The 23,797-nt window shown below is 61.7% G+C and carries 21 protein-coding genes; 8 read left to right on the forward strand and 13 right to left on the reverse strand.

Translation table 11 applies throughout. From position 1 onward, the window contains the following. The first annotated feature begins 2 nt into the window (after positions 1–2). Positions 3–950: a family 43 glycosylhydrolase gene (locus tag KD146_RS09925; RefSeq protein WP_212658511.1), complete on the forward strand. Its 948-nt coding sequence runs from the start codon at positions 3–5 to the stop codon at positions 948–950. Positions 951–964: 14 nt separating this feature from the next. Here KD146_RS09925 and KD146_RS09930 read toward each other — a convergent pair whose 3' ends face one another. The 4 genes from KD146_RS09930 to KD146_RS09945 all read right to left on the reverse strand — a co-directional run bounded on the left by KD146_RS09930 (position 965) and on the right by KD146_RS09945 (position 5,153). Continuing rightward, the gene (locus KD146_RS09930; RefSeq protein WP_212658512.1) at positions 965–1,480 is read right to left on the reverse strand and encodes a GNAT family N-acetyltransferase; all 516 of its coding nucleotides are present in this window, start codon (positions 1,478–1,480) and stop codon (positions 965–967) included. After that, complete coding sequence (locus KD146_RS09935) at positions 1,480–2,583, reverse strand: M24 family metallopeptidase (RefSeq protein WP_212658513.1); 1,104 nt, start codon at positions 2,581–2,583, stop codon at positions 1,480–1,482. The genes KD146_RS09930 and KD146_RS09935 overlap by 1 nt, the downstream gene beginning before the upstream one ends. Before the next feature lie 255 nt (positions 2,584–2,838). Then, positions 2,839–4,422: an ABC transporter substrate-binding protein gene (locus tag KD146_RS09940; RefSeq protein ID WP_212658514.1), complete on the reverse strand. Its 1,584-nt coding sequence runs from the start codon at positions 4,420–4,422 to the stop codon at positions 2,839–2,841. A 68-nt stretch (positions 4,423–4,490) separates the two neighbouring features. Further along, the gene (locus tag KD146_RS09945; RefSeq protein WP_212658515.1) at positions 4,491–5,153 is read right to left on the reverse strand and encodes a helix-turn-helix domain-containing protein; all 663 of its coding nucleotides are present in this window, start codon (positions 5,151–5,153) and stop codon (positions 4,491–4,493) included. Positions 5,154–5,307: 154 nt separating this feature from the next. On the opposite strand from KD146_RS09945, the gene KD146_RS09950 reads away from it, so the two are divergent. The 5 genes from KD146_RS09950 to KD146_RS09970 all read left to right on the forward strand — a co-directional run bounded on the left by KD146_RS09950 (position 5,308) and on the right by KD146_RS09970 (position 9,397). Continuing rightward, positions 5,308–6,357, forward strand: a complete 1,050-nt coding sequence (locus tag KD146_RS09950; RefSeq protein WP_212659182.1) for an ABC transporter permease — start codon at positions 5,308–5,310, stop codon at positions 6,355–6,357. Continuing rightward, on the forward strand, positions 6,357–7,256 hold the full coding sequence (locus KD146_RS09955; protein ID WP_212658516.1) for an ABC transporter permease: 900 nt from the start codon (positions 6,357–6,359) through the stop codon (positions 7,254–7,256). The genes KD146_RS09950 and KD146_RS09955 overlap by 1 nt, the downstream gene beginning before the upstream one ends. Then, positions 7,256–8,089, forward strand: coding sequence for an ABC transporter ATP-binding protein (locus tag KD146_RS09960; protein WP_212658517.1), 834 nt, complete (start codon positions 7,256–7,258; stop codon positions 8,087–8,089). The genes KD146_RS09955 and KD146_RS09960 overlap by 1 nt, the downstream gene beginning before the upstream one ends. Beyond that, a complete protein-coding gene (locus KD146_RS09965; RefSeq protein WP_212658518.1) occupies positions 8,086–8,829 on the forward strand; it encodes an ABC transporter ATP-binding protein in 744 nt (247 codons plus the stop codon). The genes KD146_RS09960 and KD146_RS09965 overlap by 4 nt, the downstream gene beginning before the upstream one ends. Before the next feature lie 76 nt (positions 8,830–8,905). After that, entirely contained in the window at positions 8,906–9,397 is a 492-nt protein-coding gene (locus tag KD146_RS09970) for a GAF domain-containing protein (RefSeq protein WP_212658519.1), read from the forward strand. Between the two features lie 67 nt (positions 9,398–9,464). On the opposite strand, the gene KD146_RS09975 is transcribed toward KD146_RS09970, so the two are convergent. Then, the gene (locus KD146_RS09975; protein WP_212658520.1) at positions 9,465–10,421 is read right to left on the reverse strand and encodes an alpha/beta fold hydrolase; all 957 of its coding nucleotides are present in this window, start codon (positions 10,419–10,421) and stop codon (positions 9,465–9,467) included. A 180-nt stretch (positions 10,422–10,601) separates the two neighbouring features. Between KD146_RS09975 and KD146_RS09980 the strand changes: the two genes are divergently transcribed. Further along, positions 10,602–11,327 (forward strand): helix-turn-helix transcriptional regulator, encoded by a 726-nt coding sequence (locus KD146_RS09980; protein ID WP_212658521.1) that lies wholly within the window; start codon positions 10,602–10,604, stop codon positions 11,325–11,327. Between the two features lie 46 nt (positions 11,328–11,373). Here KD146_RS09980 and KD146_RS09985 read toward each other — a convergent pair whose 3' ends face one another. The 3 genes from KD146_RS09985 to putA form a co-directional block, all read right to left on the reverse strand. After that, positions 11,374–11,871 (reverse strand): CC0125/CC1285 family lipoprotein, encoded by a 498-nt coding sequence (locus KD146_RS09985; protein ID WP_212658522.1) that lies wholly within the window; start codon positions 11,869–11,871, stop codon positions 11,374–11,376. 144 nt (positions 11,872–12,015) lie between these two features. Beyond that, positions 12,016–13,500 carry a PAS domain-containing protein gene (locus KD146_RS09990; RefSeq protein ID WP_212658523.1) on the reverse strand — a complete coding sequence of 495 codons (1,485 nt, stop codon included), beginning with the start codon at positions 13,498–13,500 and terminating at the stop codon, positions 12,016–12,018. A 238-nt stretch (positions 13,501–13,738) separates the two neighbouring features. Beyond that, the gene (gene putA / locus KD146_RS09995) at positions 13,739–17,143 is read right to left on the reverse strand and encodes a bifunctional proline dehydrogenase/L-glutamate gamma-semialdehyde dehydrogenase PutA (RefSeq protein WP_212658524.1); all 3,405 of its coding nucleotides are present in this window, start codon (positions 17,141–17,143) and stop codon (positions 13,739–13,741) included. Positions 17,144–17,342: 199 nt separating this feature from the next. On the opposite strand from putA, the gene KD146_RS10000 reads away from it, so the two are divergent. After that, a complete protein-coding gene (locus KD146_RS10000; RefSeq protein WP_212658525.1) occupies positions 17,343–17,810 on the forward strand; it encodes an Lrp/AsnC family transcriptional regulator in 468 nt (155 codons plus the stop codon). Between the two features lie 229 nt (positions 17,811–18,039). Here the strand turns inward: KD146_RS10000 and KD146_RS10005 are convergent, their stop codons facing one another. From KD146_RS10005 to KD146_RS10025, 5 genes are read right to left on the reverse strand one after another with little or no spacing between them, the layout of a single operon-like run. Further along, a complete protein-coding gene (locus tag KD146_RS10005; protein ID WP_212658526.1) occupies positions 18,040–19,620 on the reverse strand; it encodes a peptide ABC transporter substrate-binding protein in 1,581 nt (526 codons plus the stop codon). A gap of 60 nt (positions 19,621–19,680) precedes the next feature. Further along, positions 19,681–20,673, reverse strand: coding sequence for an ABC transporter ATP-binding protein (locus KD146_RS10010; RefSeq protein WP_212658527.1), 993 nt, complete (start codon positions 20,671–20,673; stop codon positions 19,681–19,683). Continuing rightward, positions 20,670–21,689 carry an ABC transporter ATP-binding protein gene (locus KD146_RS10015; RefSeq protein WP_212658528.1) on the reverse strand — a complete coding sequence of 340 codons (1,020 nt, stop codon included), beginning with the start codon at positions 21,687–21,689 and terminating at the stop codon, positions 20,670–20,672. The genes KD146_RS10010 and KD146_RS10015 overlap by 4 nt, the downstream gene beginning before the upstream one ends. Further along, a complete protein-coding gene (locus tag KD146_RS10020; RefSeq protein ID WP_212658529.1) occupies positions 21,686–22,870 on the reverse strand; it encodes an ABC transporter permease in 1,185 nt (394 codons plus the stop codon). The genes KD146_RS10015 and KD146_RS10020 overlap by 4 nt, the downstream gene beginning before the upstream one ends. After that, positions 22,867–23,796: an ABC transporter permease gene (locus KD146_RS10025; RefSeq protein ID WP_212658530.1), complete on the reverse strand. Its 930-nt coding sequence runs from the start codon at positions 23,794–23,796 to the stop codon at positions 22,867–22,869. The genes KD146_RS10020 and KD146_RS10025 overlap by 4 nt, the downstream gene beginning before the upstream one ends. Position 23,797: the final 1 nt, after the last annotated feature.

A 23,797-nucleotide genomic window follows, 5' to 3' on the forward strand; every position in this document is an offset into this window, starting at 1 on the left:
TGATGAGCGCGCCAATCTATCGTGATCCGGTCGAGGATGGGGCAGCCGACCCCACAGTGATCCGCCGTGAGGGGACCAATGAGTGGTGGATGTTCTACACCAATCGGCGGGCCAATGCCGGTGGACCGGGGTTTAGCTGGATTCACGGCTCGCCCATCGGGGTGGCGGTGTCGCGTGATGACGGGGCCAGCTGGACCTATCGGGGCACGGTCAAGGGACTGGATGATCCGGCCGATGTGGGACAGCTCAACACGCATTGGGCGCCCGAGGTGATGTTTGCCGATGGGCAGTACCACATGTTCCTGAGCTATATCAGCGGGGTGCCGGATGGCTGGGCCGTACCGCGCACCATTGTGCAGTTCACCAGCCCGGATCTGGAAAACTGGACCCGTGTGGGACCGCTGGCGCTATCGAGCGACAATGTCATCGACGCATGCGTATTCGCCAGCCCCGATGGGTTGTGGCGGCTATGGTACAAGGATGAAGGTCAGGGTTCGAGCACCTGGAGCGCCACCAGCACGGACATGCTCAACTGGACGCTTGAAGGCAAGGTGCTGCCGGGGTCACCCGAGGCGCCGCCACATGAGGGGCCCAATGTGTTCGCACTGGGCGGCTGGTACTGGCTAATCGTGGATGAGTGGCGCGGTCAGGCCGCCTATCGTTCTGACGACACCAGGAACTGGGTGCGGCAGGGGCTGATCGGCGATGTGCCGGGTAGCGACGACATGGACCGGCGCTATATGCGCCATGCCGATGTGGTGGTCGTGGGGGGACATGCGGCGCTGTATTATTTCACCCACCCGCTATGGGACGAGGCCAGCGATAAGGCGGGGCCACCCGATGCTGCGGCACGCCGGACGGCAGTGCATCATGCGCGCCTGACCGTGGTTGATGGCGTGCTGGTGTTGGAGCGCGATATCGCGGCCGATATGGCATTGCTGGCGGGGTGATCGCCGACGCGGCGTCAGGCGCGTTCCAGCATGATGGAGGGGCTACCCTTGAGCAGGGTGCGGGCATATTCGCGATAGCCCAGAATCTCGCCCAGCCGTAGCGAAGCGGTATTGGCGGGGTCAATCAGACAGACGGTGCGGCCCAGGCCCTGCGCCCGGGCCCAGTCGAGTACGGCGCTGACGGCTTCGCGGGCATAGCCATGACCTTGATATTGCGGCAGGACGATCCAGCCAGCTTCGGGGGTATCGCCCAGAGGCGGTTCGCATTTGCGCAGGTGATTGGCCAGACCGGCCTCCCCCATCACCGCGCCGGAGCGGGCATCGGTGACCAGCCAATAGCCAAAGCCGAGCAACTCCCAGTGTCCCACATAGCGCATGATGCGCGCCCATACCTCTTCGGGCGGACTGGGATGGCCAGTGATGTAGCGGACAACCTCTGGATGGGCCCACAAGGCGCAACAGGCGGCGAAGTCTGCGCGGGTATGGCCGCGCAGGATCAACCGCTCAGTGCGCAATGTGGGCGCCGGCATCAGGCCCCGCCGGCAATCGCGGAGCGCGGCATGTCCGAGAATATCTCGGCTACGCCATTGCGGATGATGACAATCTCTTCAAGACGCAGACCGAAGCGGCCCTGCAGGTAGATGCCCGGCTCGATGGAGAACACCATGCCCTCTTCGAGGATAGTCTCGGACGTGGCAGTGATATAGGGCGTTTCGTGGATATCGATGCCCAGACCGTGGCCGGTACGGTGCATGAAATTGGGACCATAGCCCGCCTCGGTAATGACGTCACGGGCGGCCTTGTCGACGGCGCTGGCCGGTGCGCCGGGCCTGGCTGCCGCCAGGGCGGCATCGACAGCGCGATCAAGGATGGCGTGGATATCGGCAAAGCCTTCGGGGGCGGTGCCGAGATAGCCAACGCGGGTCATGTCGCTGGGGTAGCCCTGGATGCGGCCGCCGGTATCGATCAGCACGGCATCATTGGGCTTGAGTTCGGTGGCGCCGGTGTGGTGATGGGGAAATGCGCCATTGGGACCAAAGCAGACGCTGGTGAATTCGGGCGTAGCGCCATTGGCCTTGTAGAATTCGCGGATGATGGTGGCTACTTCGCGCTCGGTGATGCCGGGGCGCAGCGCGGCAAAGCCGGCGGCCATGGCGGCGTCATTGAGCACGGCGCTGGCCTTGATGGCAGCGTATTCGGCATCATCCTTGCGGGAGCGCAGATAGCCTACGGTATCGCCAGTAAAGCGGCGGGTTGCGCCGGGCAGCGCATCGAGCACCAGCAGGGCAAAGTCGGTGCGCATGGTTTCGTCGAGCACGATGGAGGGTGCAGTGCGGTCGATGCCGGTGGCGGTCAGGAGTTCTTCAAGCGCAGCGTCGGGGCCGGTGTCGTCTGACCAGGGGAAGAAGGGCAGATCGGTGTGCTGGCGCGAACTGTCCACATTGAGCTTGGGCATCAGGAAACCGGCAAAGCTGGCCGAAACCAGCAGCATGACGGGGCGCTCATCGCCATGGGGGGCGAGATCGGCCAGATAGATCATGTGACTGGATGGGCCGATGACCACCAGATCGGTCCGGGTGGCGGCCATGCGGGCGCGCAGATTGGCGAGACGGGTGGTCAATGTGGCGTTCATGATGGGCTCGGTTCTGGTGGTGATCTAAGGGCAGAATAGGGGAAGCTCAGGGCTCTCAGTGCCCCCTCCTGGCCTCACCCAACAAGGGGGAGGTACTGGCCGGTGGGTGGGCGCTGTATTGCCGCCCCACGTGCGACGCCTCCCCCATTGGGAGAGGCCGGTGGGTGCGGTCGTAGCGGCCTGAGAGGTCGGAGCCGCGCCAAGGTCAGTAGGCGCGGCTCCGGGTGGCGGTGTCTTGGGCCACCGCCATTTGGCCTACTTCGTCACAAGACGGTAGTAGACGAAGTCGGAGGTAGCGCCGTTGACATAGCCTTCGACATTGTTGGCCATGGCAATGGTCAGCGCGGCCTGGAACATGATGACGATTGGCGAGTCTTCCTGAGCCTGCTTCTGGATGTCCATGTACATCTGGTTGCGCTTGGCCTGATCGGGCTCGGCCAGGGCAGCAGTGACGGCCTTGTTCAGCTCATCAGGCACAGCCCAGGCATTCCGCCATGTGGTGGTGGCGGTGTAGTTGTCATCGGAGTTGTCCGAATTGTAGGCGAACGCCTTGGCGTTGGAGTGCGGGTCCATGAAGTCAGGGCCCCAGTACAGCAGCATGCCCTGATGGGTACGCTCGCGGTACTTGGTGATGACCTGGGCACCGGTGCCGGGTAGGATGTCGAAATTGATGCCCGCTTCGGCAAAAGTTGCCTGCAGCGACTGCGCCATATCGGTGAACGGGGTCGCGTTGATCACGTCCAGGGTCACGTCGATGGGGGTTTGCACACCCGCGTCAGCCAGGATCTGCTTGGCCTTTTCGACGTCGTAGGTGTATGGCGTTTCGTCATAGGAGCCGGGGAAACCCTTTGGCCAGAAGGCCTGATGAACTTCCATCTGACCCTTGAGGAACGACTGGGTCATGCCGTCGTAATCGACGAGGTAACGGGCAGCTTCCCAGACGGCTGGCGGGGTCAGCGACTCTTCCTTCTGGTTGAACGAAAGGAAGTGCACGGCGGCCTGCGGATAGGTCTCGACCTTGATGGCGTCGGTGGAGAGGCCCGAAATCTGGTCCGGCGTCAGGTTCTTGGCAATGTCGACATCGCCCGAGGTGAGCAGCAGCTGCTGGGTTGCGGCTTCGGCGACATGGCGGATGATCACGGACTTCATGGCGGGGGCGCCACGGAAGTAGTTTTCATTGGCAGTCAGGCGCACGATTTCCGCAGGACGGTAATCGGACATCACAAAGGGGCCCGAGCCAGCCGAATGGGTGTTGAGCCATGCATTGCCCATATCGCCATCGGTCTCATTGGCCATGACCAGGACTTCGTCGACGATGGATGCGGGGCGCGAAGCCAGCACGTTGAGCACGAAGGCCGACGAGAAATCGCCCTCATATTTCACGGTGATGGTGTTGCCGTCGATGGTGACCATGCTGTCGATATTGTCCGCGGTCCAGCCGAGCTGGGCCAGAATGAAGGCCGGGGTCAGGTTCAGCTTGATCACGCGGCTGAACGAGAAGGCCACGTCTTCGGGGCGCACGGGATTGCCTGAGGCAAACTTGGCGTCGCGCAGGGTGAAAGTGATGGTCTTGGCAGCGTCATCAGCGGTCCACTCGGTAGCCAGACCGGGTGCCAGCACCGTGGTGTCTTCGGCTTCATAGCCCACCAGACGGTCATAGACGTTGGTATTGAGCTCGCCCGAGGTGAACTCATAGGCCTGTGCGGGATCCAGAGCGACGATGTCATCGATGTTCTGGGCGACGACCAGGGCGTCGGCAGGGGTGGCGGCAATAGCGGCGACACTGCTCAAGGGCAGAGCCAACGCCGTCGCCAGCAAGGCAGCACGGAAGAGTTTCATCAGCTTTTCTCCTGTTGGCGGAGCCTTGAATTGAACTGCGGGCGGACCCGCAGGAGCCTTCAAAACCCCTATTTGACGATCTTTTTCTTCTTCACCGGCTTGATGCCGGGTTTTGCAACCGCCTCGAGCTGCCGCGAGGGCTTGGCCGAGGAACGGAAGAGAGCCAACGTGCCTGTCCAGAGCAGGCGCGCGGGTGTTTCGGTGTGATTGGACCAGGAATGGGGTCGGTTGCCGCGAAAGTGCAGGCTGTCGCCGGCATTCATGATCATCTCGTCGCCATCGAGGCGCTGGGTGATGGCGCCTTCAAGCACGTAGAGGATTTCCTCCCCCTCATGCGCGACCGTCTCGGACTGGTAGCCCGGCGGCACGATCATGATGAAGCTCGAGAGCGTATTGCCGGGGAAGTCGGTGCCCAGTCGCTCATAGACGATGGAGGAACCATCGAGCGAAAAGCGGTTGCGTTCGCCGGCGCGGGTCAGCGCCGTCTTGGCCGTGGGGGCGGAAACAAAATAGTCGATACCGACACCCAGGGCCCGGGCAATCTGCGCCAGTGTACCCAGCGAAGGGGTGGCGTGGTCGCGCTCGACCTGGCTGAGATAGCCAACCGAAACATCGGCCGACTTGCCTAGCGCTTCAAGCGTCATATGCTGCTGGCGGCGACGGGCACGGATGAGCGCACCCACTTTGGGATGTCCCTCACTCTCGGTTCTGTCCTCGGCTGCATTGGTCATCAGTCCACCAAAATTTTTTTGATATAAGCAAAGTTTTCTGTATGGTGAAAGCGAAATGTGAAGGTGTTCACGATCTGCAGAAGATTCATTCTGCGGGCGTAACGCCTTGTTTTCTCAAGAGGATGTTCGCTTGAGTCTGGATCCGCAAATCACCATGGCAGAGGGTAGCGCATTTGCGACCCGCCGTCGCTGGGGCCGTCGCCTGGTCGCCATTGGCGGCTTTATCGCGACGGTTTTCCTCACCTTTCTGGGCCTGCTGGCCATCACCTTCTTTATCGGCCGGGTGATCCCGATCGATCCGGTGCTGGCGGTGGTGGGCGACCGGGCGAGCAATGAGGTCTATGCCGCGGCGCGTACGGCCATGGGGCTGGACCAGCCGCTGGTGATTCAGTTCTTCCACTATGTGGTCAACGTGTTCTCGGGCGATCTGGGCCAGTCGGTCAGCACCGGGCGCAGCGTGGTCGAGGATCTGAGCCGTTTCTTCCCGGCAACGCTGGAAATGGCCACCATCGGCATCATGATCGGCGTGCTGGTTGGTGTGCCGCTGGGCGTTATCGCGGCGAGCCGTCAGGGCTCGATCATCGACCAGATCATTCGCGTGGTGGGCCTGCTGGGCTATTCCATGCCCGCCTTCTGGCTGGGGCTGGTGGGCCTCGCGTTGTTTTATGCGCGACTGCGCTGGGTTGGCGGGCCGGGCCGGCTCGACATTTTCTATGACGGACTGGTCAGCCCGGTAACCGGCCTGTTGCTGGTGGACAGCCTGCTGGCTGGCGAGATCGATATCTTCTGGAACGCCATTACCCATCTGATCCTGCCCGCATCGGTGCTGGGCTTTTTCAGCCTGGCCTATATTGCCCGCATGACGCGCAGCTTCATGCTGGATCAGCTCAGCCAGGAATTTGTGACCACCGCACGGGTCAAGGGTGTGCCTGAGCGCGTGGTGATCTGGCGCCATGCGTTCAATCCGATCCGCGTGCCGCTGATTACCGTGATCGGGCTGAGCTATGCCGGGCTGCTGGAAGGCTCAGTGATGATCGAGACCGTGTTCTCCTGGCCGGGGATCGGCAATTACCTGACCACGGCGCTGCTCAATGCCGACATGAATGCCGTGCTCGGCTCGACGCTGGTGATCGGCGCGGTGTTCATCTTCATCAACAAGATTTCGGACGTGCTGTATCGCGTCCTCGACCCGAGGGCCCGCTGATGACCACCAGAGACTGGCTGCTCGAAGACTCCCCGACCTCGCGGCTGCAGGCCAATGCGGGACGGGCCTATCGGGTGTTTACCGCGCTGCTGCGCAATCCGCTGTCGGTGCTGGGCGGGATCATCATCCTGGTGCTGATCTTCACAGCAATCTTTGCACCGTGGCTGGCGCCCTATTCTGCCATTGGGCAGGATCTGGGAAACCGGCTGCAGCCCCCCTCCTCCGTGCATCTGATGGGTACCGATGAGCTGGGTCGCGATATCTTTTCACGGGTGATCTGGGGTAGCCAGATCACCCTGACAATCGTCGGACTGGTGGCGCTGATCTCGGCGCCGCTGGGGCTGCTGGTGGGTGCAGTGGCGGGCTATTTCGGCGGCTGGACCGACCGGCTGCTGATGGGGTTCACCGATATCTTCTTGTCGATGCCCAAGCTGATCCTGGCGCTGGCCTTTGTGGCAGCGCTTGGACCGGGCATCAACAATGCCATTATCGCCATCGCCATTACCGCGTGGCCTGCCTATGCGCGTATCGCCCGGGCTGAGACACTGACCATCCGCAATTCGGAATTCATCGCAGCGGTGCAGTTGCAGGGCGCCTCACCCATGCGGGTGATCGTGCAGCATGTGCTGCCGTTGTGCACGAGCTCGATGATCATCCGGGTGACGCTGGACATGGCCGGGGTGATTTTGACTGCTGCCGGGCTTGGGTTTATCGGGCTGGGCGCACAGCCACCGCTGCCCGAATGGGGCGCGATGATCTCGCGCGGGCGCACCTTCATTCTCGATCAGTGGTGGGTAGCGACCATGCCGGGCTTTGCCATCATCATTGTCAGCCTGGGCTTCTGCTTCCTCGGCGACGGGTTGCGTGACGTGCTCGACCCCAAGAATGAGGGCAAGTGATGGCGCCGATGCTGAGCGTTGAAAACCTGCGGGTAAGCTTTCCCACCCATCGCGGCCGGGTCGAAGTGGTCAAGGGCATTTCGTTTGAGCTGGGCCGCGAGCGGCTGGGCATTGTGGGCGAAAGCGGCTCGGGCAAGTCGATGACCGGGCGCGCAATCCTCAAACTGATCCGCAAGCCGGGGCTGGTGACGGCCGACCGACTGGAATTTGACGGGATCGACATTCGCGCCCAGAGCGAAAAGCAGATGCGGTCCGTACGCGGCGCGCGCATTTCGATGGTGATGCAGGACCCAAAGTTCTCGCTGAACCCGGTGATGACGGTGGGCGAGCAGATCGCCGAAGCGTTGGTGACGCATGAGAAACTGAGCCGGCGCGAAGTCGATGAGCGCATTCTGGCCATGCTCGAGGCGGTGCGGATCAATGATCCCAAGCGCGTGGCGGGGCTGTATCCGCATGAGGTTTCGGGCGGCATGGGGCAGCGGGTGATGATCGCCATGATGCTGATCCCTGAGCCCGAACTGCTGATTGCCGATGAGCCGACCTCGGCGCTCGATGTGAGTGTTCAGGCGCAGGTGCTTGATATCATTGACGACCTTGTGACGCGTAAGGGGATGGGCCTGATCCTGATCAGTCATGACCTCAATCTGGTCAGCCGCTATTGCGACCGCATTCTGGTGATGAATGCGGGCACGGTCGTGGAGGAATGTGCGGCCGGGCAGCTCGATCAGGCGCAGCATCCCTATACCCGCGGCCTGCTGGCAGCGATGCCGACAATCAATGAGAACCGCGACGAGCTACCGGTGCTCGACCGCAGCCAATGGGCGGGCACATGAGCGCGATCAGACTGGACAATCTGGATATTTCCTATGGCGACACCAAGGTGGTGCATGGGGTGAGCCTGGACATTGCCGAGGGCGAGAGCTTCGCGCTGGTGGGTGAGAGCGGCTCGGGCAAGTCGACCATTTTGCGGGCTATTGCCGGGCTGGCACCCGAGTGGACCGGCCAGATCGAGGTGCTGGGTGCCCCGCGCAGCCACGGCGTGGATCGCACTGTGGCGCGGCAGGTGCAGATGGTGTTTCAGGACCCCTATGGCTCGCTGCATCCGCGCAAGACCATTGACGCCACGCTGAGCGAGCCACTGACCATTCACGGCATTGGCGATCGCGATGCGCGGGTGGAACAGATGCTGACCCAGGTGGGGCTGGACCGGCGCTTCCGGTTCCGCTTTCCGCACCAGCTCTCGGGCGGGCAGCGGCAGCGCGTGGCGATTGCCCGGGCGCTGATGCTGGAGCCCAAGGTGCTGCTGCTGGACGAGCCCACCTCGGCGCTGGATGTGTCCGTACAGGCAGAAATTCTCAACCTGCTCAAGCGATTGCGGGCCGAACAGGGCCTGACCTATCTGGTGGTGACTCATAATCTGCCGGTGGTGAGTTTTCTGTGCGACCGCCTGGCGGTGATGCGGCATGGCCGGATCGTCGAGGTGGCCGATGTGGCCCAGCTCAAGCACGGCGCGCTGGTGGAGCCCTATTCGCAGGAATTGCTGGCGGCGACAGAGGGGCGCGTGACCGCCTGACGACACTCGCCTCCCCCGCCCCCAGCAATATGCGCGACGTGCGGGGCACGAATTTTACGACCCAAGGACGATATTGATGACTGACTTTTCTGCTGCCATTGCCACGTTTGATGCGGCGATTTCCGAAGCCAAGGGCGCCGAGGCTGCGTTCAAGGCCCTGCAGACGCTGACCGAGGCCACTGTGGGCACCAAGCTGTTCACCTTCATGACCGTGGACATGACCGCCGAGCTGGCGCGTCGTGCCTATACCAGCGATCCGACGAACTATCCCGGCTCCGGCACCAAGCCTATCCGTTATGACAGCTGGTTCGACATCGTGCACAAGCAGCGGCAGTATTTCGTCGCCAATACCATTGCCGACATCGCCAAGGTATTCCCCGACTACGAGCTGATCGACTCGCTGGGCTGCCAGAGCGTGGTCAATATGCCAGTCGTGATCGGCGGCGAGCTGATTGGCACGGTCAACATGTTGCACGAAGACGGCTATTACACCCCTGAGCGCGTACAGCTGATCCGCGACGTGCTGGCCGTGCCCGCCAAGCTGGCAGCACTGGTCGCTGCCCGGTAGGTCTTGCTGCGGCTGGAATGAACAAGCCCGCGGCACATGCTGCGGGCTGTTTTGTTTGTGCTCGGCTCTACAGCAAAGATGCCTTGACTTCCTGCCGCTCCAGCCAGTTCAGTATGGTCTGGTTGGTTTCCTGCGGCTTTTCCTGCTGGATCCAATGGCCGCAATCGAGATTGACGACCTCCACATTGGGCACGAAGTCCGACAAGTTTTCCGACTTCGCGACCGGATCCTGATCGCCATAGATCATCAGCGCGGGTTGCTGGATGATCGGGTTCGCATCGGCCAAGAGGTGCCAGTTGCGATCAAGGTTTCGGTACCAGTTGATACTGCCCGTGAACCCCGATGCTTCGAAGGCGGACACAAACACAGCCAGTTCGCTATCGCTCATGACCGGTTCGCCGGAGGGCGTTTCCTGTCGGGCGAGATTGATCATCATCATGCCGGGTTCTAGCGCCATGGGCGGCTGGTTCTTGCGGTAGAGATTGCGCAGGAACCGGGAAGTGTTCTGGTCGAGTACGGCGTCGGCAACGCCCGGCTGCCGGTTGAAATGAACGAAATAGAAATCGCCGCCAAGGATGGTTTCCATCATCTCGACCCAGGGCTTTTCCCAACGTTCCTGATAGGGGACGCTGAGGTTTATCAACCGCTTCACTCGGCCCGGATGCAACAAGGCTAGCCCCCAGACGACCATTGAACCCCAGTCATGACCGACAAAGGTGGCATCCTGATATCGGTAGTGATCGAGAAGCCCGACGAGATCACCGGTTAGGTGTTCGATGTCATAGTCGGTGACGGCGCCTGGACGCGATGAGTTGCCGTAGCCGCGCTGATTGGGGACGATGACATGGTAGCCAGCCGCGACGAGGGCGGGCACCTGATGCCGCCAGGAAAATGCATGCTCTGGCCAGCCGTGACACAGCACTATCGGTCGGCCCGCATTTTCGCGCCCTGCTTCAAAGACTTCGAGCTCAACACCGTTGACTGAAATCAGGGTGGGCGTGGGGAACTGGCTCTGACTAATCATTGTGCGCCTCCCTTCCCATTGCGGGATTGGTCAGAGGTCGCGTTGTGCCTGAGATGATGCCTGCTGCAGAGGGCTATGGATGTGCGCTGCAATTTCGAAATCTCCTTGCTGAGGTTTACAGCGCCTGCCTAAAATCCAATGGTGCCAAATTCTGGCACCATTGAAGCGTAACCTGGCGATATGAACTTACGTCATCGGTTAGACGCCATCGTGCGCAGCCTTCGCCGCAACGGCACCTCGACAATCGGCGAACTGGCGGCGCAGGTGGGCGCATCCAGACGCACGGTTTTGCGCGATATCAGCACGCTGCGTGATGAGGGCTTCGTGATCCATTCCGAACCCGGTCGTGGGGGCGGCCTGCAACTTGATGCGCAATCGGTTCAGACCACAGCCCGCCTGTCGGTGGCCGAGGTCTTTGCGTTGCTCATCAGCGTTGCGTCAATGCGGGCCGCTGGTGGCCTGCCGTTTCTGGGGCTGGCAGATGCCGGGCTCGCCAAGCTCGAGAAGGCCCTGCCCCCCGACAAGGTGCGCGACCTGCGGCGGTTTCTTGATTGCCTGTATGTCGGGCCCCTCTCGCCACAGGTGAACATTTCGGATCTGGGCGAGATGGACCCGGACCTGTTGCCTGCATTCGAGACTGCATTTCTGGAACAGCTACACCTGCGGTTTCAGTACCGCGATGCGAAAGGGGCGATCACCAGCCGGCGGGTCGAGCCGCAAGCCATGCTGATCCTGCCACCCCTTTGGTATCTGGTGGCGTGGGATCCCGTGCGGGATGACTTCCGGCATTTCCGCATGGACCGGATCAGCAGCCCGGAAGTTGTCGCGGAGACATCTTTCCGGCGCCGATTTGTGCCCTTTGACGATGGCGTGTCTCCCGTCCGCGGTCAGCCGCGCCAAGCCTGACTGGGCGCGCAAGAAGACGGGGCAGCACCGGACGCGCGTCTTGTAGCTAGTTCCACTGCCACCAGTTCCGCTCGAGTTCGGGGCGCAACTGGCGGTCGATCAGCCCGGCGTCGTAGGCGGATGCATGACGCGGGTCATCCTTGGCGACAATTTCAATGACCATGGTGCCGCCGGCCTTGGTGATCGTATCAATCTGGGGCGCCTCGTATTTGGTCGATGTGCCACCGAACCAGCCGTCACTCGTGGCCGCGCTGCCGCCGGAGCTCTTGAATGCCGAGGACGTTGCGATGTCTTCGCCCAAAATCACGAAGCGATCGCGTCCGCTGGCAAGTGTCAGTTCTGATGCGCGCAACAGCGCGAAATTCTGCACCATTTCGCGCGTGGTGTTTTCATTGCCCCGAACGTTGATGCGATGGACAAACTCGGAGACGCGCAGATCGGTGTAGCCGCCATCGCCACTCATGGGGCCATATGTTGTCGCGCAAGCGCTGGTGGCCAGGGCGACCAGAAAAACGGCGACTGCCTTAGAAACTGGAAAATACACGTGCTGCTCCAAACTGGTGGCTTCGCTGCTCGAAACCGACCGGCATGTTTAGGGCATCGTGCGTTTGGCAGTAGTCAGGATTTTTCCGATAGACATTCCGTGATTAGCCAAAGTGCGCGCAAAGCCAGTGCGGCTCGCACGGGATCAGTAGTCACGGCCCCTTTCGGCGCTGGTGGGCTCAATAAGGTGTTCCAGATCGGTCCGAAGCACCGCAACGATACCGGCTGCACGATAGTCGATTTCGGCATTGCCTTGGATGCTTGCTGACAGGACGCGCTCGATCATGCGCGATCCGAAGCCGCGCCGCGTGGGACTGGCGACGGGTGGGCCGCCGCTCTCGGTCCAGACCAACTCGAACTTGCCGCCATCAATTGTCCAGTTGATGGTGACATCACCGGTATCGCTGGACAGTGCGCCGTATTTCACCGCATTGGTCGCCAGCTCATGCATGGCAAGCGCAATGGCTGTTGCCGCACGCGAAGAGACTTCGACTTCGTCACCGCCCGCATGGATGCGCGTGGACCCACCACTATCGAAAGGCGCGGTGGCCGAGGCAACGATGTCGGCGAGGCGCGCCTGTGCCCAACCGCGATCGGTCAGCACATCGTGCGCGCCGGCGAGTGCCTGGAGGCGCTGCGTGATGGTGCTGGCTACGTCGGGGGAGACATCGGCACTGCGGAGGGACTGTCCGACGATGGACTGAACGGTGGCCAAGGTGTTCTTTACGCGGTGGCTCATTTCCTTGGTGAGCAGGTCTCGGTGGTTTTCCGCCTGCTTTCTGGCTGTAATGTCCTGCGACACGCCAGCCATCGAGATGGGTTTACCGTCAGCATCAAAGCGAGTCTGCGCGCGAACCTCGATCCAGCGTAGTTCGCCAGACGGGGTACGAATTCGATAATCGACTTCCAGATCACCACTGCCTGCCAGAGCCTGCTGGAAGGCATGGCGCCAGTGTTCGATGTCTTCGAGCAGAATGGCCGCCAGCAGATCCTGATAGGTGAAGGTGTCCGAGGCCTCGCGGCCGAAATTGGCCTTGCATGGACCTGACGCGACGAGCCTCTGCTCGCTTAGATCGAGGGTCCAGGCCCCCAGTCGGCCGGCTGCAAGCGTGAATCTCAACCGGTCCTCGGACGCGGTCAGATCGCTGACGCGGCGCGACACCTCGCCCTCCAGAGCGTCACGGTCCTGGGCGACACGGACCAGCCTCTCACGCTCTGGCGTGATGTCGAACTGCGATGCGAAATAGAAACTGAGTTCGCCTTCATTGAAGACGGGCGATACCAGCAGCCGGTTCCAGAACGTGGTACCGTCCTTGCGGTAGTTCAGCAGATCCAGCTCAATGGGCACACGACGCGCGATTGCCTCACGCATCCGCGTGACGTCCTGTGCATTGGTGCCTGCCCCCTGCAGAAACCGGCAATTGCGCCCCAGTGTTTCCTCGCGTGAGTAGCCCGTCAGTCTGGCGAAGGCGTCATTCACGAACACGATCGGGTTGTCTGGCTGGCGCGGATCGGTGATCAGCATGGGCATGCGCGTGGCGCGCACGGCAGCGGCGAACGGGTCCGTTCCACCGCGACCCTCGCGCTGAATTTCGAACTCAATCCGCCGCTCTTCATTGGTGTTGGTCATGGAATTCCCTTTGTCTGCAGCAGGGAAATCCCAGCATCGCCAAATCAATCAACGCAATTGATGTGCGCCGAGTTCATCCTCGTCATATCAAAAAAGTCGTCAAGGCGCCGCTATGGGGCTGGGACCCCCAGATTTTGCCAATGAAAGAGGGGCTCGCGCACTGAAGAATGTGAGGACGCGGCCTGACAATCGTCATGCGCACCCCTCCCTTTCAGGGAGCGGTGCGGTCGAATTGACGTCAGCCTGCCTGGGACATGAGTGAGGCATTGCCGCCAGCGGCCGTGGTGTCGATACACACATGGCGTTCGAGCAGCAGGCGGCTGGCATCGTCAGGAGAAGTCAGCAGCGGAATGAGGGCGCCCTCGCGTTCGCTCAGCGCGATGCGAATACGGCCCAGATCGGGGTCCTCAGCGAAATAGGCGACGGCATCGAAGCTGTCGCTGTCACGCAGGCCTTCAAGATCAAGCTCGGCCAGAAGGGCAGTATTGCCCAGGCTGGCGCAGATGACGGCCTGGGCCTGCTGATCGGCCGGGGTGGGGCCTAGGCAAAGCACGCGACCGCGCGGGGCCGAATGCATGATGTTGCTCTCTCCGGTCGGGCCCGGCAGCACCACGGGGGCGCTATCGGTGGGGCCCGGCGCCGTGGTGAAGCGCTGCACATAGTGCGGCCCGCCCGCCTTGGGCCCGGTGCCCGAGAGCCCTTCGCCACCGAAAGGCTGGGAGCCAACCACGGCACCGATCTGATTGCGGTTGATATAGATATTGCCGGCCCGGACAGCACGGGACACGGCCGTGACGCGCGAGGAGATGCGGGTGTGCATACCGAAGGTCAGGCCATAGCCCGAGGCGTTGATGTCGGCGATGACTGCATCGATCTGGTCTGCCTTGAAGGTGGCGATATGCAGCACCGGCCCGAAGATTTCCTCGGCGATCTCAGCAATGCCGTTCACCTTGAGCACGGCAGGCGCGACATAGGTGCCGCCGACCGGTGCCTTCAAGTGATGAATCAACTTGCCCGCCTTGACGTAAGTGTCGATGTGCGCTTGAATTTTTGCCCGAGCGGGCTCGTCGATGACGGGACCTATATCGTTGGCAAGCGTCCAGGGATCGCCCAGCGTCAGCTCGTCCATGGCGCCCTTGAGCATCTCGATGGTGCGTTCGGCAGCATCTTCCTGCAGGTAGAGAATGCGCAGCGCCGAACAGCGCTGGCCGGCCGACTGGAAGGCCGATGCGATGATGTCGCGCACGGCCTGTTCGGGCAGTGCAGTGGAGTCGACGATCATGGCATTAAGGCCGCCCGTTTCCGCCACAAGCGGCGCGGTGGCAGGCAGATGGGTCGCCATGGCCCGATCAATACGGCGCGCGGTGGGCAGCGAGCCGGTAAAGACCACGCCGGCAATGGCCGGGTTGGAGGTCAGTGCGTTGCCCACCTCACCCGCACCGGGAAGCAATTGCAGCGCATCGGCCGGAATGCCGGCCTCATGCAGCAGCTGGACCGCGCGGAAAGCGATGAGCGGGGTTTGCGGGGCTGGCTTGGCCAGCACAGGATTGCCAGCAACCAAAGCAGCTGCGATCTGGCCGGTGAAGATGGCCAACGGGAAGTTCCAGGGCGAGATGGCGGCAATGGGGCCGCGGGCGCTGGCCAGCGGCAGCAGTTCGGCCTGTTCGGCATAGTAACGCAGGAAGTCGACGGCTTCGCGCACCTCGGCAATCGCGTCGGCCCAGGACTTACCGGCCTCGCGGGCCAGCAGGGCGAACAATTCGGCGCTGTGGGTTTCGTAGAGGTCAGCCGCAGTGCGCAGGGCGGCAGTGCGGATGCCCACAGGGGTCTGGGACCAGTTGGCGGCGACTGCAGCATCGATGGCGGCGGCGACGTCATCGGTGGTGGCATCGGTGACGCTGCCGATGGTGTCGGTGTGTCTGGCCGGGTTGATCATGTTCACAGGCGTCCCGGCCTCTTTGCGCAGGGGCGCGGTAAGCGGGGTCGCGTGCCATTTGGTGGTCGCGAAGGCATCTCGGGCGGTCTGCATGGCCGGGAAGGCGACGGGGTCGGTCAGATCAAGGCCAGCCGAATTGATGCGCTCGCCAAAAATGGCCGATGGCGCAGGAATGACGGGGTTGGGGATGGCGTCGCCCAGCGCCAGTGTCTTGGCAATAGGGTCTTCGGCAACGGCGGCGGCCGGAATGTCCTCATCGGCAATCTGATAGACAAAAGAGCCATTGGCGCCGTTTTCAAGCAGGCGGCGAACCAGATAGGCCAGCAAATCCTTGTGGGCACCGACGGGGGCATAGATGCGGGTGCGGGTGCCCGCAGTGGTGCGCAGCACATCCTGCAGCCGTTCACCCATGCCATGCAGACGCTGGAATTCGAAGGTATCGGTGCCCTGCCCGATTTCCTCGGCCAGATGCAGCACGGCGGCAGCAGTATGGGCGTTGTGGGTGGCGAACTGGGGATAGATATTCTTGGCGGCAAACAGCTTGCGCGCTGCAGCGATATAGCTGATGTCGGTTGAGGCCTTGCGGGTAAAGACCGGATAGTCGGGCAGACCCTGGACCTGGGCGCGCTTGATCTCGGCGTCCCAATAGGCGCCCTTGACCAGTCGCACCATGATGCGGCGATCAAGCGCCCTGGCGGTGGCATCAAGCCAGTCGATCAGCGGCAGGACGCGCTTGCCATAGGCCTGCACAACCACACCAAAGCCATCCCAGCCCGCCAATTCGGGTGTAGCGAGGACTTCAGCAATGATGTCGAGCGACAGATCGAGCCGGTCGGCTTCTTCGGCATCGATGTTGAAACCGATATTGGCGTTCCTGGCAGCAACAGCCAATTTACGAGTCAGATCAACCAGTTCGGTCATGACGCGTTCGCGTTGCGCGAACTCATAGCGCGGGTGCAGCGCCGAAAGCTTGACCGATATGCCGGGATTGTCGCGCACGCCGCCGGGTTTGGCATTGGGCGCCAGGCGGGCGATGGCATTGGCATAGGCGTCGAAATAGCGAGCGGCATCGGCGCTGGTGCGGGCGGCTTCGCCCAGCATGTCATAGGAATAGGTGTAGCCGTTGGATTCCTGCTTCTTGGCGCGGGTGACGGCTTCCTCAATGCTGCGGCCGAACACGAACTGGCTGCCGAGCAGGCGCATGGCCTGCCCCACCGCGGTGCGGATTACCGGCTCGCCAAGACGCGCCACGGCGCGGTGGAATGCCGACCGGGGCGCCACTTCGGGATCGCCCAGCACCTCGGCAGTGAGGCTGAGCGCCAGCGAGGAGAAATTGACCAGATGATTGGAGGAAGCGCCGAAATGCCCGGTCCAGTTGGAGCCACCGACCTTGTCGTGGATCAGTTCATCAACGGTTTCGGAATCGGGGACGCGCAGGAGCGCTTCGGCCAGCGACATCAGCGCCACGCCCTCATCGGTGGCCAGGCCATATTCGGAGAGGAAGGATTCCATCAGGCCCAGGCGATTGCCCTTGCGCACCGTGGTGACCAGTTTTTCGGCGCGGGTCGAAATGGCGGCGCGGGCCGCATCATCAAGCCGGGTGTCAGCGATAAGCTGGCGGACCAGCAGCGTTTCATCGGCAAGGTTGAGCGCGCGCAGCGACAGGCGGGCAGCGGCGATGGCCGCAATGGGGCTGGACTGGGTCATGCTGATGTCTCCGCAGTGAAGCGCGGCGAGCATGTCTCAGATGGATCGCGGCCTGCGCCGGGATGACACGGTGATAGATGCAAAAGCCCGCTGATTATGAGACCGAGAGTGACACAACTCGATCAGGCCTTTCGCCTATTTGCATAGCCGAAGGGACAGCGCTGATGTAAAGTGCCGTCGATCAGCAGGACAATAGCCCATGAAAACTGTCACCTACGAGACTCTGGACCAGATCGACCGCCATATCCTGGATATTCTGGCGCAAGACGGCCGGATCAGTGTCGCCGAGTTGAGCCGTCGGGTGAATTTGAGCAAGACGCCCTGTCAGGCGCGGATCACCCGGCTGGAGAAGGCGGGCTATATTCTGGGCTATCGCGCGGTGATCGATCCGAGACGGCTGGGACTGCCGCATGTGGCGTTTGTCGAGGTGAAACTGAGCGACACGCGCAAGGCAGCGCTAAATGCCTTCAACAAGGCCGTGCGGGCAATTCCCGAGGTGGAACAAGCCCATATGATCGCTTCGAGCTTTGACTACCTGCTCAAGGTCCGCACCAAGGATATTGCCGGCTATCGCGAGGTGCTGGGCGAACGCATTTCGGCGCTGCCACATGTGGCCCATACCAGCACGCATGTGTCGATGGAGGCGGTGAAGGGGGACGAGGAGTAGTCGCTTCTCACGCGGCAGGCTCTCCATGATCTCGGCCCTGTAACATCCCCCTCCCAGCCTCCATCAACAAGGGGGAGGCGCCGTTTAGTGTGAGCCACGATTGTGCCCAAGAGTGGAGCCCACCTCCCCTTGATGATGGAGGCAAAATGGGATGAGGCAGCGCCTAGGAGGTTCCTAAAAAAAGGGGCACCTCTCGCGAGGCGCCCCGAGCCATTTTTAGCAGCTCGTCCTACTCAGCGATCTGGGCGTCGCGGAAGTATGGGACGTTCAATGTCGAGCGCCAGAAGCCGGTCACTTCAGGGCTCATCATCATGTAGTTGTTGCGGTGATACTGCGGCAGGATGGCGTGGTCATTCATCAGAATGGCTTCGGCCTTGCGCATCTCGGCCAGCGATTCCGCTTCGTCGCCCGTGGCCTTGGCCGCTGCGATGGCAGCGTCGTAATCGGCGTTGGACCAGTTGCCCAGATTGTTGGGGCTACCGGTGACGAAGTTGTCGAGGAACGTCATGGGATGCGGATAGTCAGCGCCCCAGCCCATCTGGGCGATCTGGTACTCGACCTTCTGCACTTCAGGGTAATAGACCTGCCATTCGGACGCCTGGATATTGACGTCAATGTTGAGGTTCTGCTTCCACATCTGCTGGATGGCTTCGAGCAGCTTTTCGATTGGCGGGGAAGAATAGGTCACGAACAGGGTTTCGGGGAAACCTTCGCCATCGGGGTAACCCGCTTCGGCCAGCATCGCCTGGGCTGCTTCGATCTCGGCGGCTTCGCCCAGACCGAAGGTATCGCGGCCATCGGTGAATTCTTCGCCGGCAATTGTCATGCCGGGAGGCACCAGGCCAAGGGCGGGAATGTCAGCAGACTGGAGCACGAACTCAACGATCTCTTCGCGATCGATCGCCATTGAGAGGGCTTCGCGAACCTTGAGATTATCAAGTGGGGCCTGATGGGTGTTGAAGAAGGCGTAGGTGGTGCCGAGGGCCGGAACGACCATGAAGGCGTCAGATTCAACCGAGAGGCGGGGAATTTCCGGAGCCGGAACAGATTCGATGCCATCGACATCACCAGCTTCCATGGCAGCCAGAGCCGTTGCGGGATCTGGGATGAGACGGAAGGTCAGCTTGTCGAGGCTGACGGCATCAGCGTCGTAATATTCGGGGTTCTTTTCAAACACGACTGACTCGCCCTGATTGAACTCGGTGACGCGGAAAGGACCGGTGCCGATGAAGGTCGCTGGATCACGCGTCCAGCCTTCTGGATCGGCTTCGACAACGTCCTGACGGACAGGGAAGAAGGTGGTGTAGGTCAAAAGCTGCATCATGTAGGGGACGCGGGCCTTGAGGGTGAAGGTCAGCGTCTTGTCGTCGGGAGCCGAGATGGCAATGTCGCCGACGCCATCAGCATTGTAGGCCTCTTCGGCGCCAACGATGGAATAGAGCATAGCTGCGTTCATCGCGCCGGTCGCAGGGATGAGCACGCGGTTCCAGGCGTAGACGAAGTCACCCGCGGTGACGGGCTTGCCGTCGGACCAGTTGGCGTCGCGCAGGTTGAAGGTGTAGGTGAGGCCGTCTTCGGAGACGTCCCAGCTCTCGGCAAGCGCGGGTACGATATTGCTATCGGCATCGAAGCGGACCAGGCCTTCAAAGGTATTGCCGATGATGGGCGCGGCAAAGGTTTCGGCCGTGGTGCCGGGATCGTATTTGGCGGATTCATTGTTGACCACATAGGTCAGTTCACCAGCGGCGAAGGCGCCGGCAGTGGAAGCAAGGAATGCCGCTGTGAGCAGTGGCAGAAAGTGCTTGGTCATGCTTTCTCTCCTTTTTCGGGCAGGGTCTCCTCCCTGTCCCTTGGTTATCTTGAGGGCAGCTTAGGCTGCCTTTGGCGTGGCCGCATCACCGGCGTAGTGGCAGGCGGCAAGATGCCCCCCGCCAATGTCTCTGAGTTCGGGTTCCTGACCGGCGCACAGCTCGGTGGCGAGTGGGCAACGGGTACGGAAACGGCAGCCACTGGGAATGGCCATGGGGCTGGGAATTTCGCCGCGCACCGGATCGGCCGGGCGGGTCGCCGTCGGATCGGGCACGGGAATGGAGGCCAGCAGCGCCTGGGTATAGGGGTGGCTGGGACGCGCATAGAGATCGGTATTGGAGGCCAGCTCAACGATCTTGCCCAGATACATCACGCCGATGCGGTCCGAGATGTGGCGCACCATGCTCAGATCATGGGTGATGAACAGATAGGTCAGGCCGAGCTGGTCCTGCAGATCTTCAAGCATGTTGACGACCTGGGCCTGCACCGAGACGTCGAGTGCCGAAATGGGTTCGTCGCAGATGACCAGTTCGGGCTCAAGCGCGATGGCGCGGGCGATGCCGATGCGCTGGCGCTGTCCACCGGAGAACTCATGGGCAAAGCGATTGGCATGATCGGGATGCAGGCCGACGCGCGCGAGCAGATCCATCACCCTGGCCGTGCGGCTTTCGGGCGTACCGATCCTGGCAATTTCCAAGGGCTCGGCGATCAGATCACGCACGGTCATGCGGCCATTGAGCGAGGCGTAGGGATCCTGAAAGATCATCTGCACGCGACGCCGAAACGGAGTGAGATCGCGCTCAGAGAGTCTGGCGACGTCCTGGCCATCGAACAGCATGGCGCCCGAAGTCGGCTCATACAGCCGGATCAGGGTGCGGGCGAGCGTGGACTTGCCACAACCGGACTCGCCGACCAGGCCCAGGGTTTCACCACGCCGGATGTCGAGATCGACGCCATCGACGGCGCGCAGGACCGGTTTGGGGCCGAACAGTCTGCCACCGACAGAGAAGTGCTTTTTGAGATTCCGGATTGAGACCAGTGGGGTGTCGGTCATGCGGCCACCTCGTTGACGCCGGGGACGCGGGGGGCGTCGGGGTGGTGGAGCCAGCAGCGGGCGGCCTGGGTGTCGCCAAACAGCGGCGGCAGCGCCGCCTGGCACTGGGCCATAGCGTGTGGGCAGCGGGCGGTGAAAGGGCAACCGGCGGGAGGATGGGCCATATCGGGCGGTGCCCCCGGAATGGGCGTGAGGCGCTGGTGGCTGTCGTCGCGCAGATCGGGGACCGACGCCAGCAGGCCTTGAGTGTACGGATGGCGCGGTGTGGCAAAGATGGTCCGGACCGGGCCGGTTTCCATCACCAGACCGCCATACATGACCACGATACGATCGGTGACTTCGGCGATGACCCCCAGATCATGGGTGATCAAGATGACAGCCATGCCCAGCCGCTGTTGCAGATCGCGTAGCAGGCCCAGGATCTGGCGCTGGATAGTGACATCGAGGGCGGTGGTGGGTTCGTCGGCGATCAGGAGCTTTGGGTCGCAAGCCAGGGCGATGGCAATCATGACGCGCTGGCGCATGCCGCCGGAAAATTCGTGCGGGTAGGATTTGAGGCGTTCGGCGGCCGAGGGGATGCGCACCAGTTCGAACAGTTCAATGGCGCGGGCGCGGGCCTCGGCGCGGCTGGCCTGACGATGGCGCAGAATGGTTTCGATGACCTGCTCGCCCACGCTAAGGGTGGGATTGAGGCTGGTCATGGGATCCTGAAAGATCATGCCGATGCGATTGCCGCGAATGTCGCGCAGATCGGCTTCATCGAGTTGCATCAGATCCTTGCCGTCAAAATCGACGGCACCACCGATGACACGTCCCGATGCCTTGAGCAGGCGGAGAACGGACATGCAGGTGATGGATTTGCCCGAACCGGATTCACCGACAATGCCGAGGATTTCGCCGGGATAGACATCGAAGCTGACACCACGCACGGCCTGCACTTCGCCGCGCTGGGAAAAGAAGGAGGTTTTCAGATCGCGGACGGAGAGGACGGGTTCACCCGTTTGCGGAACACTCATTTGCGGAATCTTGGATCAAGCGCGTCGCGCAGACCATCGCCCAGGAAATTGAAGGCGAACATGGTCAGGGAGATGGCGGCGGCAGGGAAGAAGAGCTGATGCGGATAGGCACGCATGGTTTCGACGGCCTCGGAAGTCAGCGTACCCCAGCTGGCCAATGGCGGGGTAACGCCCAGACCGATGAAGCTCATGAAGCTTTCGATAAAGATGGCCGAGGGGATCAGCATGGTCAGGGTGACGATGATGGGCCCGATGGAGTTGGGCAGCAGGTGCTTGGTCAGGATGCGCGATGTGCCGGCGCCCATGGTGCGGGCGGCAGCGACGTAGTCCTGGCTCTTGAGGCTGAGTATCTGGCCGCGTACGATGCGGGCCATATCCACCCAGAACACCGATCCAATGGCGATGATGATGGAATAGAGCCCAGAGTCGAAAACCACCATGAGCAACACGACATAGAGGGTCAGCGGAATGGTGGAGATGATTTCGACGATGCGCATCATCACCGCATCGGTCTTGCCACCGATATAACCGGACAGACCGCCATAGAAGATGCCGATGAAGAAGTTCACCAGCGTCGCGACAAAGGCGACGGTCAGAGAAATGCGGGCACCATAAAGCTGACGCACCAGCACATCGCGGCCCAATTGGTCGGTGCCAAACAGATAGGTGCGGTTCCACGACCAGCCCGATGGCGTGATGGTGTCGCCATCGACACTGACGATCCTGGGCGGCAGGCTGGAATAGTCGAGACTGATATCGGTATCGCCGAAGGTGAAGGGCTGGGCCTTCTTCATCATGTCCTTGCGGCCACCGCGAATGAGGCCGAGAACATGGCCTTCGGCGTCGACTTCATAGAGGTTGAAATTGGAGGCGTTGAGGAAGAAGCGGGTTGCGCCCCCCTGCCCGTCATCAATGGCGTAGGTTTCAAAGGCTGGCGGAATATTGGCCAGCTTGAGGTTCTGCTCGAAATAGCTGAAGGGACTGAACAAGGGGCCGAAAATGGCGCCAAGGATCAGGGCGATGATGAAGCCAAGCGCGATCACCGCGGGCTTGTTGGCCCAGAGGCGGCGGCGGGCATCCTGCCAATAGGTCAGGCTGGGCGCAGAAATGGCGGCCTCGGCATCGCCCGGCCCCAGCTTTTCCCACATGTGCGGGGCAATGGCGTGTGGCTGATCGGTCATGCTGCGGCCTTGGACAGTTTGATGCGCGGGTCGAGCACGGCATAGAGCAGGTCAACGATCAGGATCATCACCATGAGCGCGGCGGCGTAGAAGATGGTGATGCCCATAATGGCGGTATAATCGCGATTGGTGATCGAGAGCACGAACTGCCGGCCGATGCCGGGCAGCGCAAAAATCTGCTCGATGACGAAACTGCCGGTGATCAGATTGGCGACGACCGGACCCAGCACGGTGACAACTGGCACCAGCGAATTGCGCAGGCCGTGCTTGAACAGCACCTGGCCGGGACGCAGGCCCTTGGCACGCGCGGTGGTCATGTAATCCTGCTCGAAGGTTTCGAGCAGCGATGAGCGCGTCAGGCGAGCAACAAACGAGATCCAGAACCCCGACAGGGCAAAGACCGGCAGGAAATAGCCGCGCCAGTCGTCAAGCCCGAAGGTGGGCACCCAGCCCAGACGCAGGGCGAAGATGTAGAGAGTGACGGTGGCGATGACATAGCTGGGGATGGCCACGCCAATGGTGGCGATCATCATCACGACGGTATCGGGCCACTTATTGCGGTTAAGTGCAGCGATGATGCCCAGCGGAATGCCCAGGGCGATGACGCAGATGATGGCCAGCAGGCCCGTCTGCATTGTAACCGGCAGGCCATTGGCGATCATGGTGTTGACCGAGACGCCCGGGTATTTGAACGATGGCCCCAGATCAAAGCTGAGCACGCCCTGAAGATAGTTCAGGTATTGCACCCAGATAGGTTGATCGAGGCCATATTTGGCGTTGAGCGCGGCGGCAATTTCGGGCGCCAGCATACGCTCGGACACGAATGGCCCACCGGGCACGGCATGCATCAGGAAAAAGGTCAGCGTGACGATGGCCCACAGGGTGACCAGCATCATGCCCAAACGTTGAAGGAGAAAGCCCGGCATA

Source organism: Devosia litorisediminis, assembly GCF_018334155.1.
In the GTDB taxonomy this organism is placed as follows: domain Bacteria; phylum Pseudomonadota; class Alphaproteobacteria; order Rhizobiales; family Devosiaceae; genus Devosia; species Devosia litorisediminis.